The sequence below is a fragment of the Microbacterium sp. genome, from assembly GCF_047606385.1.
Taxonomy (GTDB): domain Bacteria; phylum Actinomycetota; class Actinomycetes; order Actinomycetales; family Microbacteriaceae; genus Microbacterium.
The window spans coordinates 1-15,134 of the sequence record NZ_JASGEL010000070.1 but is presented as its reverse complement, the minus strand read 5'-3'; the positions used below and the strand labels follow the sequence as shown (position 1 = coordinate 15,134).

The 15,134-nt window shown below is 70.9% G+C and carries 19 protein-coding genes and 1 tRNA gene; 7 read left to right on the top strand and 13 right to left on the bottom strand.

The genetic code is table 11. The features are described from left to right. Positions 1-98: 98 nt before the first annotated feature. Positions 99-371, bottom strand: a complete 273-nt coding sequence (locus tag QM626_RS06840) for a hypothetical protein (RefSeq protein ID WP_415075329.1) — start codon at positions 369-371, stop codon at positions 99-101. 161 nt (positions 372-532) lie between these two features. Continuing rightward, complete coding sequence (locus tag QM626_RS06835; protein WP_415075327.1) at positions 533-676, bottom strand: hypothetical protein; 144 nt, start codon at positions 674-676, stop codon at positions 533-535. Between the two features lie 151 nt (positions 677-827). On the opposite strand from QM626_RS06835, the gene QM626_RS06830 reads away from it, so the two are divergent. Continuing rightward, entirely contained in the window at positions 828-1,181 is a 354-nt protein-coding gene (locus QM626_RS06830) for a DUF2200 domain-containing protein (RefSeq protein ID WP_415075325.1), read from the top strand. Beyond that, positions 1,178-1,564 (top strand): DUF3054 domain-containing protein, encoded by a 387-nt coding sequence (locus QM626_RS06825; RefSeq protein ID WP_415075323.1) that lies wholly within the window; start codon positions 1,178-1,180, stop codon positions 1,562-1,564. The genes QM626_RS06830 and QM626_RS06825 overlap by 4 nt, the downstream gene beginning before the upstream one ends. Positions 1,565-1,730: 166 nt before the next feature. Here QM626_RS06825 and QM626_RS06820 read toward each other — a convergent pair whose 3' ends face one another. Then, positions 1,731-2,591, bottom strand: a complete 861-nt coding sequence (locus QM626_RS06820; protein WP_415075321.1) for a helix-turn-helix transcriptional regulator — start codon at positions 2,589-2,591, stop codon at positions 1,731-1,733. A gap of 103 nt (positions 2,592-2,694) precedes the next feature. Between QM626_RS06820 and QM626_RS06815 the strand changes: the two genes are divergently transcribed. Then, positions 2,695-3,729: an NAD-dependent epimerase/dehydratase family protein gene (locus QM626_RS06815; protein ID WP_415075319.1), complete on the top strand. Its 1,035-nt coding sequence runs from the start codon at positions 2,695-2,697 to the stop codon at positions 3,727-3,729. Positions 3,730-3,747: 18 nt separating this feature from the next. On the opposite strand, the gene QM626_RS06810 is transcribed toward QM626_RS06815, so the two are convergent. After that, positions 3,748-4,497: an SDR family oxidoreductase gene (locus QM626_RS06810; protein WP_415075317.1), complete on the bottom strand. Its 750-nt coding sequence runs from the start codon at positions 4,495-4,497 to the stop codon at positions 3,748-3,750. A gap of 102 nt (positions 4,498-4,599) precedes the next feature. Here QM626_RS06810 and QM626_RS06805 point away from each other — a divergent pair, with 102 nt between their 5' ends. Then, complete coding sequence (locus tag QM626_RS06805) at positions 4,600-5,448, top strand: helix-turn-helix domain-containing protein (RefSeq protein WP_415075315.1); 849 nt, start codon at positions 4,600-4,602, stop codon at positions 5,446-5,448. Positions 5,449-5,453: 5 nt separating this feature from the next. On the opposite strand, the gene QM626_RS06800 is transcribed toward QM626_RS06805, so the two are convergent. The 4 genes from QM626_RS06800 to QM626_RS06785 form a co-directional block, all read right to left on the bottom strand. Beyond that, positions 5,454-6,533, bottom strand: a complete 1,080-nt coding sequence (locus QM626_RS06800; RefSeq protein WP_415075313.1) for a DNA polymerase IV — start codon at positions 6,531-6,533, stop codon at positions 5,454-5,456. A 28-nt stretch (positions 6,534-6,561) separates the two neighbouring features. Then, on the bottom strand, positions 6,562-6,948 hold the full coding sequence (locus QM626_RS06795) for a type II toxin-antitoxin system VapC family toxin (protein WP_415075311.1): 387 nt from the start codon (positions 6,946-6,948) through the stop codon (positions 6,562-6,564). Between the two features lie 8 nt (positions 6,949-6,956). After that, on the bottom strand, positions 6,957-7,265 hold the full coding sequence (locus QM626_RS06790; protein WP_415075309.1) for a FitA-like ribbon-helix-helix domain-containing protein: 309 nt from the start codon (positions 7,263-7,265) through the stop codon (positions 6,957-6,959). A gap of 142 nt (positions 7,266-7,407) precedes the next feature. After that, the gene (locus QM626_RS06785; RefSeq protein WP_415075307.1) at positions 7,408-8,238 is read right to left on the bottom strand and encodes an SDR family NAD(P)-dependent oxidoreductase; all 831 of its coding nucleotides are present in this window, start codon (positions 8,236-8,238) and stop codon (positions 7,408-7,410) included. A 135-nt stretch (positions 8,239-8,373) separates the two neighbouring features. Between QM626_RS06785 and QM626_RS06780 the strand changes: the two genes are divergently transcribed. Next, positions 8,374-8,772, top strand: a complete 399-nt coding sequence (locus tag QM626_RS06780; protein ID WP_415075305.1) for a VOC family protein — start codon at positions 8,374-8,376, stop codon at positions 8,770-8,772. Between the two features lie 18 nt (positions 8,773-8,790). Here the strand turns inward: QM626_RS06780 and QM626_RS06775 are convergent, their stop codons facing one another. Further along, positions 8,791-10,245: a DUF2130 domain-containing protein gene (locus QM626_RS06775; protein WP_415075303.1), complete on the bottom strand. Its 1,455-nt coding sequence runs from the start codon at positions 10,243-10,245 to the stop codon at positions 8,791-8,793. A 126-nt stretch (positions 10,246-10,371) separates the two neighbouring features. Between QM626_RS06775 and QM626_RS06770 the strand changes: the two genes are divergently transcribed. Together QM626_RS06770 and QM626_RS06765 are read left to right on the top strand one after the other, a co-directional pair. Then, complete coding sequence (locus tag QM626_RS06770) at positions 10,372-11,127, top strand: NUDIX hydrolase (protein WP_415075301.1); 756 nt, start codon at positions 10,372-10,374, stop codon at positions 11,125-11,127. Between the two features lie 14 nt (positions 11,128-11,141). Continuing rightward, a tRNA-Ser gene (locus QM626_RS06765) sits at positions 11,142-11,230 on the top strand. A gap of 99 nt (positions 11,231-11,329) precedes the next feature. On the opposite strand, the gene QM626_RS06760 is transcribed toward QM626_RS06765, so the two are convergent. The 4 genes from QM626_RS06760 to QM626_RS06745 all read right to left on the bottom strand — a co-directional run bounded on the left by QM626_RS06760 (position 11,330) and on the right by QM626_RS06745 (position 15,005). After that, positions 11,330-11,656 carry a hypothetical protein gene (locus QM626_RS06760; protein ID WP_415075299.1) on the bottom strand — a complete coding sequence of 109 codons (327 nt, stop codon included), beginning with the start codon at positions 11,654-11,656 and terminating at the stop codon, positions 11,330-11,332. A gap of 6 nt (positions 11,657-11,662) precedes the next feature. Next, positions 11,663-12,073 carry a hypothetical protein gene (locus tag QM626_RS06755; protein WP_415075297.1) on the bottom strand — a complete coding sequence of 137 codons (411 nt, stop codon included), beginning with the start codon at positions 12,071-12,073 and terminating at the stop codon, positions 11,663-11,665. A 16-nt stretch (positions 12,074-12,089) separates the two neighbouring features. Beyond that, complete coding sequence (locus QM626_RS06750; RefSeq protein WP_415075295.1) at positions 12,090-12,377, bottom strand: hypothetical protein; 288 nt, start codon at positions 12,375-12,377, stop codon at positions 12,090-12,092. A gap of 396 nt (positions 12,378-12,773) precedes the next feature. Beyond that, a complete protein-coding gene (locus QM626_RS06745) occupies positions 12,774-15,005 on the bottom strand; it encodes a transglutaminaseTgpA domain-containing protein (RefSeq protein WP_415075293.1) in 2,232 nt (743 codons plus the stop codon). Between the last annotated feature and the right edge of the window lie 129 nt (positions 15,006-15,134).

Sequence of the window (15,134 nt, the reverse complement as noted above, 5' to 3'; positions counted from 1 at the left end):
CAGGCTCGAGCCGTCGGCGAACGGGCGTCCTGTGTTCTGCTCCGGGTGGGTGCGCGGCTATCCCCTCCGATGGGCGGTGTGCCGAGGCATGTGCTCTCTCACCTGACGGCATCCACCGTCGCGATCCCGAGCCCATCCCGGGCCCGCAGCAGATTCCGGTCACCGCTGACGGCGACGAAGTCGGCGGAGGCCGCAGCCGCCGCCGTGGCGCAGTGGACCGCGTCGTACCCCCGCAGTGCCAGGCGCTCGCCCAGCTGGCAGGCCTGCGCGATGAGCTCGTCGTCGCCGACAGCGATCTGGGCGACACCCGCCCAGATGGCGGCGAAACCCCGGAGCGCCCGCTCGTAGGCGGCGTCGTCGAGGCGTCGCATCCTCTTCGCCTGTGCAAGAGCCGCGTGCACCTCGACGCGGGCGAGCGAGCTGGTGAGGACGAGATCCGGTCTCCCACGCAGCGACGCTGAGCGCCGTGCCCGGGTTCCTCGATGAGCAACGGCACCAGGGCGGATGTGTCGAAATACGCTCGCATCGGGGTTCATCGGCGCTGGTCGGCGACGAGGTCGGAGACGGTGCGGGATGCGGTGACGCGCGCGGGCAGCGGTTCCCCGCGGCGCGAGGGGAGGGTGACGAGGCCCTGCTGGATGAGCGACGCGAGGCCGGAGGCCGTGTCTATCGGCACGCACCTGGGCGAGGTGACGGCTGAGCCCATCGCGCAGCTCGCGCACGCCCAATGTGGCCATCTTCATGGGTCCGTCGTAGCCACTTCGCGCAGTTCGCCGCCGGCCGGCGGGCGCCACGGCGCGGGGTCGCGATACGCCTAGCCTGGACTCATGCCGCACCGGATCTTCGCCATGCCCGTCGCGCGGGTCTACCCGCTGTACGTCGAGAAGCTGGAGAGGAAAGGTCGTACGAAGCCCGAGCTCGACGAGGTGATCGAGTGGCTGACCGGCTTCGACGAGGTCGCGCTGCGACGACACCTGGACGTCGGGACGAGCTTCGAGGACTTCTTCGCGGACGCCGACCTGAACCCGAACGCATCGCTGATCACCGGCGTGATCTGCGGCATCCGAGTGGAGGAGATCGAGGACCCGCTGATGCAGAAGATCCGCTACCTCGACAAGCTCGTCGACGAGCTCGCGCGCGGGAAGGCGATGACGGAGGTGCTGCGGGGGACGGGAGCGTGAGCTCGGTCGCCGCGTCCCGACCCCGTGTCGTGGCGGCCGCCCTCGCCGCGGACGTGGTGCTCGTCGTCGTGTTCGCGATCATCGGCCGCGCCAGCCATCACGAGGACCTCGCGATCGGCGGCATCGCCCAGACCGCGTGGCCGTTCCTCGCGGGCATGCTGATCGGGTGGGCGGTCATGCTCGCGTGGCGCGCGCCGCTCGCGCCCGTGCGTACCGGGGTCGGCGTCTGGGCGGCGACGGTGGTCGGGGGAATGCTGCTGCGCGCCGCCTCGGGGCAGGGCGTCGAGATCGCTTTCGTGATCGTCGCGGCGGTCGTGCTGTTCGTCTTCCTCGTCGGCTGGCGGGGGATCGCGACGCTCGCGCGGCGCGCGCGGCGTCGCTAGACGTGGGCGGACGCTCACGAGGCACGATCGCGGAGGCCAGAACACAGGACGGGAGCGGCGACACGCCGCGGGCACGCGCCGCGGACGCCGTGTTCGCGGGATCGTCCTGTGTTCTGCGTCGGGCGATCAGGCTGACGATGCGACAGCCGAGAGACTGCGGGCCAGGTTATGCGGGCGCGGCGGCGCTGGCCAGCACCGCGAGCTTGTCCGCATCCGCCTGCGACGGCGGGTGATAGACCACGAGCATCATGCCGACGGTGCCGGTGATCGCGAGCTTCTCGCGGTCGACGCTCAGCTCGCCGAGCTGCGGATGCTGGAACACCATCGCCGCCCCCTGTCGCTGACGGATGTCGTGGCGCGCCCACAGCCGACCGAAGAGGGGCGAGGCGAGCGACAGCTCGCCGACGAGCTCGACGAACCGCGGATCGTCGGTGTCCGTGCCGACCGACTGCCGGAACCCGGCGACGAGGCCCGTCGCGGCCTGTTCCCAATGCGGCTCGAACATCTCGCGTTCGGCGGGGTCGAGGAAGAAGTCGCGCAGTCGGTTGCCGCCGACCGCGAGCCGTGGCGACAGCGCGGTCGCGAGCGGGTTCGCGGCGAGCACGTCGAGGTAGCGTCCCTCGACGAATGCGGGGAACGGCAGCTGCCGCACGAAGCGCAGGGTGTGCGGCGGCACCGTCTCCGCCCGCCGGCGCCGGGCCGTGCGCCGGGGGCGGGGCGCGGCGAGCTCGAGCAGATAGGCCGAGGTGTCGGCATCCAGCTGCAGCACCCGTGCGATCGACTCCAGCACCTGCGCGGACGGGTTGCGATCGCGTCCCTGCTCGAGGCGCAGGTAGTAGTCGACGCTGATGCCGGCGAGCATCGCGACCTCCTCCCGACGCAGCCCCGCCACCCGGCGCACACCGACGACCGGGACGCCGACCTGCTCTGGCGTGACGAGCTCGCGCCGTGCACGCAGGAACTCGCCGAGCTCGTTCCCCGGCGCATCCGCCGCGCCCGCGCTCGACCGGGCCGCCGCGTTCGTCATGTCGGCCAGCGTATGCCCGCGAGCGCGGGCGGATCCTGGTCCCCCGGGTCCCAGGATCACGGGGAGGCTGGATGCTGCCGCGCCTGCCGCGCACGCTGGGACCATGACTTCCGAACAGCCTCTCGTCCTCGTCACCGGCGGTGCCGGCTTCATCGCCGGCCACGTCATCGCCGCCCTGCTCGATCAGGGCTATCGCGTGCGCGCGACAGCGCGCTCGCTCGACCGTGAGCCGCAGGTGCGGGAGCACCTCGCTCGTATCGGTGCGCCTCCTGGCGACGACCTGACCCTGGTGGCCGCCGATCTGCTGCACGACGACGGGTGGGCGGATGCCGTCGCCGGCTGCGACTACGTGCTGCACGTGGCGTCCCCGGTGATGCCCGGGCACGTCGAGAACGAGGACGACGTGATCGTCCCGGCACGCGAGGGCACGCTGCGCGTCCTGCGCGCGGCGAAGGATGCCGGTGTGGGGCGCGTCGTGCTGACGTCGGCGTTCCATGCGATCGGCTTCGGCTGGGGCAGGATCGACCGGGTGTTCACCGACGACGACTGGTCGCCGCTCGACGGCCCGGGCATGGACGCCTACGGCCGCAGCAAGGTGCTCGCCGAGCGCGCCGCGTGGGACTTCGCCCGCGAGTCGGGCCTCGAGGTCGTGGTGCTGAACCCGGTCGCCGTGCTCGGGCCGGTGGTGTCGCCGAGCGTCACCGGCGGCAACGCGATCGTGCGCCGCATCCTGTCGGGCCAGATCGGCGCGTTCCCGGACGTGTGGATCCCGATCGTCGACGTGCACGATGTGGCGACGGCGCATGTGCGCGCGATGACGGCGGCGGATGCGGCGGGGCAGCGGTTCATCGTCGGCAGCGGTCAAGGGCTGAAGCTGGCGCAGATCGCCGCGGCCCTGCGCACCGGCCTCGGCGACCGGGCGTCCCGGGTGGGGACGCGTTCGGTGCCGAGCTGGGCGGTGCGGCTCGCCGGGCTGTTCCGCCCCGAGCTCCGCGGCGTGGTGCCCGACCTCGGCGTCGTGAAGCGGATCGACGCGTCGAAGATCCGCCGCGTGCTCGACTGGCGATCGCGCCCGCTCGCGACCACGGTCGTCGACACCGGTGAGAGCATGCTTGCGCTCGGCATGGGGGCGATGTAGGACGCCGGCGCCCGAGCCTCACCGTCCGTTCAGCGTCGCCACCACCTGTGTGTAGTCGCCGCGCGCCTCGCCGTAGCGCAGGAACTTCACCCGCTCGACCTGGATCTCGGTCGCGTCGGGCTCTGTCCGCAGCAGCTGCATGACCTCCTCGACGAACCCGTCGAGCGGCATCGCGGACGGATCGTCGCGGTGACCGGGCATGAGGTCGCTCTGCACCGACGGCGGCTCGAGCTCCATCACGGACACGCTCGTGCCGGCCAGCTGCAGCCGCAGCGACTCGCTGAGCATGTGGATCGCCGCCTTCGACGCGTTGTAGCTGGGGGTGATGCACAGCGGTGCGAACGCGAGGCCCGATGACACGGTGATGATCGTGGCATCCGGCCGGGTCCGCAGGTGCTCGATGAACGCCGCGATCAGCCGGATGGGCCCCAGGACGTTGGTGGCGATGGTCTCCTCGGCCGACTCGAGGAAGCCGGCGGGCGTCGTCCAGTCCTCGGCGCGCATGATGCCGGCCATCGGCACGAGCACGTTGAGATCGGGGTGGCGTTCGAGCACCCCGGCCGCGGCATCCGCGATCGAGGCGGGCGAGGTCGTGTCGATCACCACGGTGTCGATGCCGGGATGCTGCGCCGCGATGTCGTCCAGCAGCTCGGCGCGGCGGCCGCCGACGATGACGGCGTTGCCGGCGTCCTGGAGCGCGAGGGCGAGGGCGAGCCCGAGGCCGCTGGTCGCGCCGGGGATGAAGACGGTGTTTCCGCTGATGTCCATGGTCCGAGGATGCGGCGGCTCCCCGCATCCGACCAGAGAGCGGTCATCGGGGGATCCGCGGTCCCTGGATGCGGACGACCCGGCGCGCGGAGAATAGGGGACATGGACCGCCCCGCTCTCGCCGACTTCCTGCGGCGCCGTCGCGAGCAGCTGCATCCGGCCGACGTGGGCCTGCGGCCCGGGGCGCGGCGTCGCGCGCGCGGGCTGCGGCGCGAGGAGGTGGCCCAGCTGGCGGCGATGTCGACCGACTACTACACGCGGCTGGAGCAGCGACGCGGACCGCAGCCGAGCACGCAGATGCTCGCCGCGCTCGCACGAGCGCTGCGGCTGACGGCGGACGAGCGCGACTACCTGTTCCGTGTGGCGGGCCACAGCGCGCCCGACCGCATCCGCTCGCTCGACCATGTGACGCCGGCGCTGCAGCGGGTGTTCGACCGGCTGGCCGACACGCCGGCGCTGATCATCTCGTCGCTCGGCGAGACGCTGATCGCGAACCGCATGGGAACGGCGTTGCTCGGCGACTCGTCGGACGCGGTCGGCTGGGAGCGCTATGACGCGTACCGCTGGTTCGCGCATCCCGACCAGGAGCGATCGCGGTATGTCGAGCCGCATCGTTCGCGGCACAGCCGTGCGCTCGTGTCGGGGCTGCGGTCGGTCCTCGGGATCGAAGGCGCGCACTCGCGTGCCGCCGGGCTGGTCGAGGTGCTGTGCAGGACGAGTACGGAGTTCGTGGCGCTGTGGGAGCGGCAGGAGGTCGCCCGGCGGTTCGAGGACCACAAGGTTCTCGTCCACCCGGAGATCGGGCGGATCGAGCTCGACTGCCAGGTGCTGTACACCGAGGACCAGTCGCAGGCGCTGCTGGTGCTCACCGCGGCGCCCGGGTCCGAGGACGAGCAGAAGCTCCGGCTGCTCGGTGTCGTGGGCACGCAGGAGTTCGCCTCGGGGCGGTGAGGTGCTCACCACCCGCTGCGTGTCGGTGTGTGCCCCTCGCGGGCGTCGTCCGGCATCGCCAGCTCCGCGCGCACACCGAGCAGGCGCAGCGGCCGGTCGGGCTCGATCCGCGCCACGAGCGCCAGGATCTCTGCGAGCACGCGTTCGCGGTCGGCGGTGGCGGGGATCTTGTGCACCAGCGTCTTGGTCGTGAAGGGCGCGTAGCGCACCTTCAGACCGACGCCGACGACCGGCCGGCCTTCGGCTGCCACGTCGTCGAGGACCTGCGCGGCGAGATCGCGTGCCGCCTGCTCGATCTGGGCCGGATCCCTGACGTCCTGCGGGAACGTCGTCTCGCGCCCGTGCCCGCGCGCCACCCAGGGTGTGGCATCCACGACCGAGGAGCCGTCGCCGCGCCCCAGCTGGCGGTACCACGGACCCATCTTCGGGCCGAACTCCGCGACCAGCACCTCTTCGTCCGCGTTGGCCAGCTGCGCGACGGTTTGGACGCCGTGGGCGGCGAGTCGCTTCGAGATCTTCGACCCGACGCCCCACAGGGCGATCGTCGGCTTCTCGCCCATGACCTGCATCCAGTTGTCGACGGTGAGTCGGAAGGTTCCGCGCGGCTTGCCGAAGCCGGTCGCGTTCTTGGCGCGCACGAGGGTGTCGCCGATGCCGACGCTGCAGTGGAGCCGTGTGCGCGCGAGCACGTCCTGCTGCACCTGCCGCGCGTAGGCCTCGGGATCGTCGGTGGTGATGCCGAGGAAGGCCTCGTCCCATCCGAGCACCTGCACGACGGCGCCCGGCTGCGCGCGCAGGGTCGCCATCACCTCCTCCGACGCTGCCGTGTAGGCCGGCGCGTCGACAGGCAGGATGACGGCATCCGGCGCCTTGCGCGCGGCGATGCGCAGCGGCATCCCCGACCCCACTCCGAACGCACGCGCCTCGTAGGACGCCGTCGAGACCACGGCCCGCTCGGACGGATCCCCTCGGCCGCCGACGATCACCGGCCTGCCGGCGAGCTCAGGGCGGCGGAGCACCTCGACGGCCGCGATGAACTGGTCGAGATCGACGTGCAGCACCCACGCGCGTGCGGGTTCGGTCATGGGGACAGTCTGGCGCGACCGCTGCGGATCAGACAGTGACCACAGGGCACCGCGCCACGCCGGCGACCCCTCGCGCGAGCTTCGCGTCAGCCGTGACAAGTGTGGCATCCAACGCCTCTGACAGCGCCACGTACGTCGCGTCGTACGCCCTGACTGTGTCGCGCAGCGACCACATCCGCTCGAACAACCCGATGCTCGGCCACCGGGACGCGGGGAAATCCCGGAGGTCGACGAGGGCTCCTACCGCTCGGTCGCTCGACAGCGTGCCGACGCGGGCCAGGCCGCGCAACACCGACGCGACCTCGACGTCCGCGAGGTGCGGCAGGTGCAGATCGGCATCCGAAATCGCCTCGACGGCGCTCTCGGACCGCGATGAGCCCAGCAGGAGCTCGACCAGCACGGACGCATCGAGCACGACGGCACTCACCGTGCGTCGCGCTCCGCGCGCAGCGAGGTGACAGCGGCGTCGGCGATGTCGACCGTCCCGCGCAATCGCGAGCGCTCGAGCAGTTCTTCGAGCGTCGGTCGGCTGCTCTCGCGCCGAAGGACGTCGAGCGCGAACTCCGACAGGCTGCGCCCGGATGCCGCGGCGCGCGCCTTGAGCACACGGTGGACATCCTCCGGAACGTCCCGAATCTGGAGACTTGACATGCATCCCATGGTACGCGCATGCAGAATGCATGACTGTGTTCCGCGGACGCACCCCCGGTCGACGTGGGTGGCGCCGATCACGCTGTGATCGGTGGGTCGAAACACAGGACAGGTGCGGCGACACGCCGTCGGAACGCGTCGTGGACGCCGTATTCGCCGTGTCGTCCTGTGTTTTGCGCCGGGACGCGGCGAACCCCCGCAGCGGGCGGAAGATGAGACACGGTCAGCCGAGGAGACCGACCATCTCCGCGCTGCGCTCCCACAACCGCCGGGCGAGCACCGGGTCTTCGGCGCTGCGGTGCGTGCGAGCCACGCGGAAGTTCGCGTAGTACTCGCCGGGCTGCCAGTCGAAGCCCGGCTTGCCGAGCGCGAGCCAGCTCAGCCGCGCACCGCCCTGCTCGGGGGTGGTGAGGATCCGCGGGGCGAGCGGCCCGTGGTACAGCACCTTCCACACCCCGCCGGAGGCGGCGGCGAAGCCGGTCGCCACGATCCCGGGGTGGAATGCGACCGCGTGCACCCCGGCGTCCCCGAACCGCCGATGCAGCTCCTTCGTGAACAGCACGTTGGCGAGCTTGGCGTTGCCGTAGGCGGTGCTGGCCGAGTATCGCCGCTCCGACTGCAGATCGTCGATGTCGAAGCGGGCGAGTCGGCGGGCGGCGACGCTCGTGGTCTGGATGACGGTCGCGGAGCTCTCCGCGAGCCGGTCCATCAGCAGGCTCGTCAGCAGGAACCCGGCGAGGTGGTTCACCTGGAACGTCAGCTCGAAGCCGTCCGTGCTCGTCCGCCGCTGCGAGCCGAAGACGCTGCCGGCGTTGTTCGCGAGCACGTCGATGCGCGGGTACGCCTCGAGGAGGGACGCCGCGAGCTCACGCACCTGGGCGAGCTCGCCATAGTCGGCGACGAACGATGCCGACCCGATCGAGTTCGCGACGGCGGCCGTCTTGCGTGGATCGCGTCCGACGATCACGACCTCCTCGCCTGCGTCGTGCAGCTGGCGCGCGGCGGCGGCGCCGATCCCGTCGCTGGCGCCGGTGATGACGATCGTGCGCGGCACGGCGACCTCCTCACGTCGCGCTCAGCGTACGGGACGGTGCTGCTGCGGTGCCGGGGGCTTGCGCGTGACAGGGTGCGGACGGCGCCCGGCGCAAGGGGGTAGTCGAGACGGACCCGAGCGGCTCAGGATGCTGCCATGGCACTGACCCTCGGAACCACCGTCCTCTCCGTCGACGACTTCGATCGTGCCCGCGCGTTCTGGACCGCGGCCCTCGGCTGGATCGAGCGGGAGGGGTCCACCTCGGACGACTGGACGATCCTCGATCCGCCGGGCGCGGCGACCGCGGGCGCGATCGGCGGCAGCCTCGCGCTGTCGGTCACCGGGTATCCGCAGCACTATCCGCCGCGGATCCATCTCGATCTCTACGCCGACGACCAGCAGGCCGAGATCGAGCGGCTGCTCTCCCTGGGCGCGCGCCGGATCGACTGGCACGACTATCCGCCGGACGCCGACTGGGTCGTCCTCGAAGACACCGAGGGCAATCGCTTCTGCGTCGTGGACGCGTCTCGGACCATGGCGCCGTCGCCGGAGTGAGCGGCGACGGCGCGATGCTCAGGCGATGTCCCGGTCGGCATCGTGGGCACGCCGGTCGGGCACCGCGTGCAGCATGTGCGCCTCCGCCGCATGCAGCTCGGCGAACTTCGCCGCCATCGTCGGGTTGTGCCGGGTGAGCTTCTTGATCGTCACGTCCTGTGCCTTGTCGTTGGCCAGGCGCAGGTTGCGCTCCGACCCCAGCAGCGCCTCCTTCGCCTTCTGCAGGCGGTCGATGGACTTGTCGATCTCGTCGATGGCGGCCTGGAACTTGCGCGAGGCGAGATCGTAGTTGCGTCCGAACGCGGTCTTGAACGTGTCGAGCTCGTCCTCGAAGTTCGTGATGTCGATGTTCTGGGCTTTCACCTGGGCCAGCTCGGCCTTGTAGGCGAGGGCGTTCATGGCGGCGTTGCGCAGCACGGTGATCATCTGGATGAAGAACTGCGGGCGGACCACGTACATCTTGAGGTAGCGGTGCGAGACATCGACGATGCCGGTGTTGTAGAGCTCGCTGTCGGGTTCGAGCAGGGACACCAGCACCGCGTACTCGCAGCCCTTCTCGGCGCGGTCCTTGTCGAGCTCGCGCAGGAAGTCCTCGTTCTTGTGCTTGGTCGCGGTGCTGTCGCTCTCGTTCTTCATCTCGAACATGATCGAGACGATCTCCGTGCCGGCGTCGTCGACGTCGCGGAAGATGTAATCGCCCTTGCTGCCGGTGCGCGCGTCGTTGTCCTTCTCGAAGTACGCGCGGGGGAACGCGGTGGCGCGCAGCCGGTTGAACTCGATCTCGCAGTGCTGCTCGAGCGTCTCGCCCACCATCTTCGTGGACAGCTTCGCCTTCAGATCGCGCAGGCGCTCGATCTGCTCCTCACGGTCCTTCAGCTGGGTCTCGTACTTGTCCTTCAGCGCCTGGTCGGCGAGCTTCTTCTCGAGCTCGGCCCGTTCGAGGCTGTTCTTGAGCTCGTCGCGTTCGCGTTCGACGGTGCTGAGCGCCTCGGCGAGCTCGAGCTTCTTCTCCACGGCGCTGTTGTCGAGCTTGGCCTTGAGCGCGTGGATCTCGGCATCCTTCATGGACGCCGTCTGCGCCAGTTCGTGCGCGAGCCTCGCCTCGGCCAGCTCGGCGGCCGCCCGCTGGGCCTGCTCGGCGGCGGCCAGGGCGTTCTTGAGGTCGTCGCGTTCGTTGCTGACGGCGCTGACGGCGTCGGCGACGGCGAGCTGCTGGGCGACCTGGCCGGCGTCGAGTCGGGCTTTGAGGTCTTGGATCTCGGCATCCTTCGCCGCCGCGGCCTTCGCCAGGTCGCCGGCGGCCTTGGCCTCGGCGAGCTCGACGGCCTTCGTCTTGTCGAGCTCGGCGAGTTCGAGTCGCTCGTGCAGCTGCTTCTCGAACTCGCTGTCGCGCACCTGCATGACGATGTCGGCGTAGCCGGCGTCGTCGAGCGCGAACGAGCGTCCGCAGTGCGGGCAGGTGATGTCGTGCATGGCGCGTCCCTCGATTCGGTTCGGTGCCGATCCCGGCGTCGCCGGGCTACTCCTCAATTGTGTCGGGGGGCACCGACATGACCGGGACGCGCGCCGGGGGAGCGGCACGCGGCATAGCCTGAGAATGTGCCCGCCGAGACCTCACCGCAGCCCGCCCGGGCGCAGCTCGCCGAGCTGGCGGCCCGCGTGCGCGACGGAGGTGTCGGCCTCGGCGCACTGCCCCGCCTGCCGGTGGCGGGCGACGCGCGCGCGGCGGCCGTGCTCATCCTCTTCGGGCCGCTCGACCGGATCCCCGCCGAGCGGGAGGCGGCGGCCTCCGCCGTCTCCCGCGATCTCGACGTGCTGCTGCTGGCCCGCGCCGCGACGCTGCGCTCGCACGCCGGCGAGATCGCGTTCCCAGGCGGCCGCGCCGAGCCGGACGACCCGGACGCCGTCGCCACCGCGCTGCGCGAGGCACGCGAGGAGACCGGTCTCGACCCCGCCGGAGTCGACGTGCTCGGCACGCTCGAGGACGTGCCTCTCGCGCATTCGCGTCACCTCGTGACCCCCGTGCTCGGGTGGTGGCGGCAGCCCTCGCCGGTACGGGTGATCGACGTGGGGGAGTCGGCCGACGTGTTCCGTGCGCCGGTCGCGGAACTGCTCGACCCCGCGAACCGCGGCGTCACGGTGCTGCGCCGCGACGCGGTGCGGTGGCGTGCGCCGGGGTTCCTCGTGCCGCACGCCGACGGCGAGTACCTCGTCTGGGGCTTCACCGCGATGGTGCTGGACGCCCTGTTCGACGCGCTCGGGTGGGCCGAGCCGTGGGATGCCGCCCGTGAGCTGCCTTTCGCCGAGCCGGCCGGCACGGCTGAGCCCACGCGAGGTCCGGCGTTCGGCGGCTGATAGGATTCTCGATTGGAAGTGTGTCCGAGCGGCCTAAGGAGCATGGCTGGAATCCATGTAGGCGGGGTAACTCGCCTCGCAGGTTCAAATCCTGTCACTTCCGCTCTGTGATGAGCCCCATCCCAGCTGGTGGGGCTCATCGTCGTCTCGTCACCCGCACTGACTCGTCGGAATGGTCGACAGACGCCCGTCTTTGCCTTTGTCAGCGAAGGGGGAGCCAGGTCACACCGTGCGCGTCCCGTCGACCCTCTTGCGGTTCCTTCGTGTCGTAGGCCTCCATGGTGGGGATGAGCGCGCCGTAGACGACCCATTCGCCAGGGTCGTCGCTTTCTGTGTGTCTTCGCCAGATCTCGTCCCCGGCGGCTGTCGGTGCGGGAATGGCGACCGCATATGGACCACCTGAGTCGTCAGCATGGCCGTCGAAGGTCAAGACGATCTCGCCGTCTCGTTGTTCCACACCTCGGACCCGCAACTCCTGCCCGATCGAGTACGTGGTGAATATGTGCCGAACGATATCCGTGAAGTCCATGGCTGGTCATCCTGCTACTTTGACGACCCAGCTCGGACACACATTCGCGCCCACGCAGTAGGCGGAGATCACGCCCTTGGGATATCCGTCGCTTAACCGCGGGCTGGAGTTCACGACGACTTGCACGTCCATCGTCCGGGTGATCCAGCACACGGTGAGCCAGCACGTGAACTCGTTCGCCGGGGTGACATAGGTGATCGTCGTGCCGGACACTGTTCGGCTTCTCGGGAATTGGGTTGTCTTCTTCACCATGGTGTTGGTGACGTTGTGCGGCTGGATGTGCAACCATCCCCAGGCCGTCGTGCCATAGCGGTAACCGATGCGGGTGGCCTTGTTGTCGGTCCAGCCGCTGATCAGCCGGTAGTCCGTGCTTGCGGCTGGAACGACTTGAGTGGTCCGCGTAGCTCGCGAGAACACCGACGAGGCAGTGGAATTACGTGCTGTCGTTGCCTGGTCGGTATAGGGACGGGGCGACGCGAGCGTCGGAGTCGGAGGGTTCGTCGGTAGAAGCATCGTCGTCGAGCTGATCGGTGATGTCCTGGCCGAGCTCGGCGGCCTGATCGATCAGGTCGTCTTCCGTGATGGACCCGTTGACATCTGTGTCGATCTCGCCGAGCACGGTGACGGTGACCGGATCGTCGTCGCCGGACGAAGAGTCGTCTGCCGATGCAGGCGTAACGCTGGCGACGACGAGCAGTAGCGCAATGGCGGCGCCGGTCATGGCAGCACGATTAAGCGTCTTCATGATTCCCCCAGATCAGATGGTCGCCGAAGCGGCGTGCCGCTGACATTATCGGGTGGTTCTGCCGCCGTCTGTCATCCGTTTGGGGGACATATGGTGGTCGCTCTTGAGCCGGAGCAGCGTTCGTGGTTCTCAGCGAGATACGTGACGCCGCGCCCGTTGACCTCCCTGTGCGCCTCGGCTCTCATCTGCGCTCATCGGCGTCCGAGCCGACGCGTGTGTCATAACTCCGCCTCGGCTTCGCCGCGGGGCGTGGGTACCGCGGGATTCCGCGGGTGCGGTGCCCGCCCGCCGCAAGCCAGGCGGAGTTATGACACGCGGCAGCCGATGGCGCGCACCCGGGGACACGGCCGGGTCGACCCGGCTCGTCCGCCGTCACCGCTCCCGTGATCCGGCTCCGCGCGCGACGGCGAGCGGCGACCCGGGACGGATCACCAGGGAGCGCGGCGCGACGCGCGCCAGCATCCGGCGTCCGAACCCGGCCTCGGCGAGCAGGCCGCTGCGCACCCGCGTCGCCGTGTCTGCCGCGCCCGCGACGGACGCGCCGGCGGGTGCGTAGCTGGCGTGTTCGATCGCCGCGACGAGCGCGGCCACGGCGTCCGCGGGAGCCCCGGCCGCGCGCAGCCGGTCGCCGAACATCCGCGGCGAGTCGCTGGGCGGCACCGGGATGCCGAGATCGATCGCCGTCTCCTGCACGACCAGCCAGGAAGCCGCCGCGTCGCCGCGCCGCAGGAGCCGGCGTCGACGACGGGCGGCGAGAGCGCCCGGAGCGGCGCACAGGAGCACGACGACGAGCACCAGGATGACGAGGGCTGCCGGCTCGACCGTCCCGAGCGAGGTCCCGCCGCTCCGATCCTGCGCCGCCGCGGTGCTGGTCGCGCTGGCCGAGAGGGTCGCCGAGGCCTGCGGCCGCGTCGTCGGCGCCGCGGTGGTCGCGGCCGTCGTGGGGGCCGTGGTCGTCGTCGTGGCGCTGGCGTACTGCGTCGTCGTGCCGAGGCTCTTCGTCGGCTCGAACGCCGTCCAGCCGATCCCCTCGAAGTACACCTCGGGCCAGGCGTGCAGCTGCGTGCTGACCACCGAGTACACGGTCTCGCCGTCGACGGAGGCGCCCGTCGCGGTGCCCGGGAGGTAGCCGACGACGATGCGGGTCGGCATCCCGAGATACCTCGCCATCAATGCGAACGCCGAGGCGAAGTGCTCGCAGTATCCCGCACGGACGCGCAGGAACTCGGCGACCGCTTCGACGCCCGAGCCGTCGAACCCCTGCTCCACCGGCGCGTCGAGCGAGTAGGTGAACGCATCCGAGCGGAACCAGGTCTGCAGTGCGGTCGCGGCGTCGAAGTCGTTCGTGGTTCCCGCGGTGACCTGGTCGGCCAGCGTCGCGACGATGTCGGGGGTGTCGTCGGGGTACTCGGTGTAACGCGAGTCCACCCCGCCCGCGGTCGCCGCGCGCATCTGCTGCAGGGTGGGCTGCGGAGGAGTGGTCGTCACCGTGTACGACTGGCCGGCCGAGTCGGCGTCGACGGCGACGACGGTGCGGTTCTCGGCGATCAGGCTCCACTGACCGGTCAGGTCGTCGACCTGCGTCGCCGGGAAGGGCACGAGGAGGTAGCGCGTGTAGAGGTCGGCGATCTCGACGTGCGTCTGGACCGACGAGACGGCGATGTCCGAGTCCGTGGTCAGGGTGGGGAAGGCGTCGACGGCGGCGAAGGTGTCCGGCTGCCACTCGTCGCCGTCGAACGTCGACAGCGTCGCCGCGCGCAGATACGGCGCCGAGGTCTGGCTGGTGCGCACCTGCAGCACCTCCACCGGATCGCTCTCGCGAAGGTCGCTTCCGAGCGAGAGGGATGCGTCGATGCTGGCGCTGCCGCCGACCGAGACGCTCACCTGGCCGGTCGGCGACGGCAGGAACGGCACGATCACGACGGTCGCGAGGACCGCGATCGCGGCGATCGCCACGGCGCGCAGCGACGACGAGCTCCAGAATCGACGGTCCGCGCCGGGCCGGGTGCGCGCCTCGTTCCAGAGCAGGAACAGGATGCTGCCGCCCAGGAGCACGATCTGCCAGACATTCGTGCTCCCCGGCACCACCACGGCGGGGATGACGGCGACCGCGAGCGGCACGATCGCGCCGAGCAGCGGCAGCCGGACCGCGATCACGACGACGTCGAGCACGATCGCCAGCAGACCCGTCGCCCCGACGAGCAGGAACGACAGCGCGGGCGTGGCCGTGAGCGGCGGCGTCCCCATCTCGAGGAGCTCGATCGCGGAGCCGATGTCGGCGACGGCCTGTGCGACGACCGCCGGGTTCGGGACGATCCACGCCCACGCGGCCCCGGAGAAGAACACCCCGGTCAGCGCGAAGGCCCAGAGCACGAGCTGCGCGAGCGGGACGAGCGGGGTGCGCCACCGCAGCCGGCGGGCGACGAGCCCGGCGCCGAGGAGCGCGGCGGCCAGGACCAGCGCGCCGGCGAGCCATGCCCCGGCGGAGATCACGCGCAGCAGCGGCAGGAGCGCCGCGAACAGGGCGACCTCGACGCCGACGGCGGCCGCGAACGGCAGCCGGCGCGCGGGGGACGGTGGCGTCGCCCGCTCACCGGCCGGCATACGAGCGTCCCTCCACGGCGGCCGTCCAGATCTCGGCGAGCTGTGCCGTCAGCGCATCGAGGTCGCCGTCGGCGGCGCGGACGGCGCCGCCGCGCCAGCCCCGGGCCATCGCGACGGCGCCGCGGACGG

Coding starts and splice junctions, on each gene's coding strand:
- QM626_RS06840 (WP_415075329.1), bottom strand. CDS start 371: ATGCGACGCCTCGACGACGCCGCCTACGAGCGGGCGCTCCGGGGTTTC.
- QM626_RS06830 (WP_415075325.1), top strand. CDS start 828: ATGCCGCACCGGATCTTCGCCATGCCCGTCGCGCGGGTCTACCCGCTG.
- QM626_RS06820 (WP_415075321.1), bottom strand. CDS start 2,591: ATGACGAACGCGGCGGCCCGGTCGAGCGCGGGCGCGGCGGATGCGCCG.
- QM626_RS06815 (WP_415075319.1), top strand. CDS start 2,695: ATGACTTCCGAACAGCCTCTCGTCCTCGTCACCGGCGGTGCCGGCTTC.
- QM626_RS06810 (WP_415075317.1), bottom strand. CDS start 4,497: ATGGACATCAGCGGAAACACCGTCTTCATCCCCGGCGCGACCAGCGGC.
- QM626_RS06805 (WP_415075315.1), top strand. CDS start 4,600: ATGGACCGCCCCGCTCTCGCCGACTTCCTGCGGCGCCGTCGCGAGCAG.
- QM626_RS06800 (WP_415075313.1), bottom strand. CDS start 6,533: ATGACCGAACCCGCACGCGCGTGGGTGCTGCACGTCGATCTCGACCAG.
- QM626_RS06780 (WP_415075305.1), top strand. CDS start 8,374: ATGGCACTGACCCTCGGAACCACCGTCCTCTCCGTCGACGACTTCGAT.
- QM626_RS06775 (WP_415075303.1), bottom strand. CDS start 10,245: ATGCACGACATCACCTGCCCGCACTGCGGACGCTCGTTCGCGCTCGAC.
- QM626_RS06760 (WP_415075299.1), bottom strand. CDS start 11,656: ATGGACTTCACGGATATCGTTCGGCACATATTCACCACGTACTCGATC.
- QM626_RS06750 (WP_415075295.1), bottom strand. CDS start 12,377: ATGACCGGCGCCGCCATTGCGCTACTGCTCGTCGTCGCCAGCGTTACG.
- QM626_RS06745 (WP_415075293.1), bottom strand. CDS start 15,005: ATGCCGGCCGGTGAGCGGGCGACGCCACCGTCCCCCGCGCGCCGGCTG.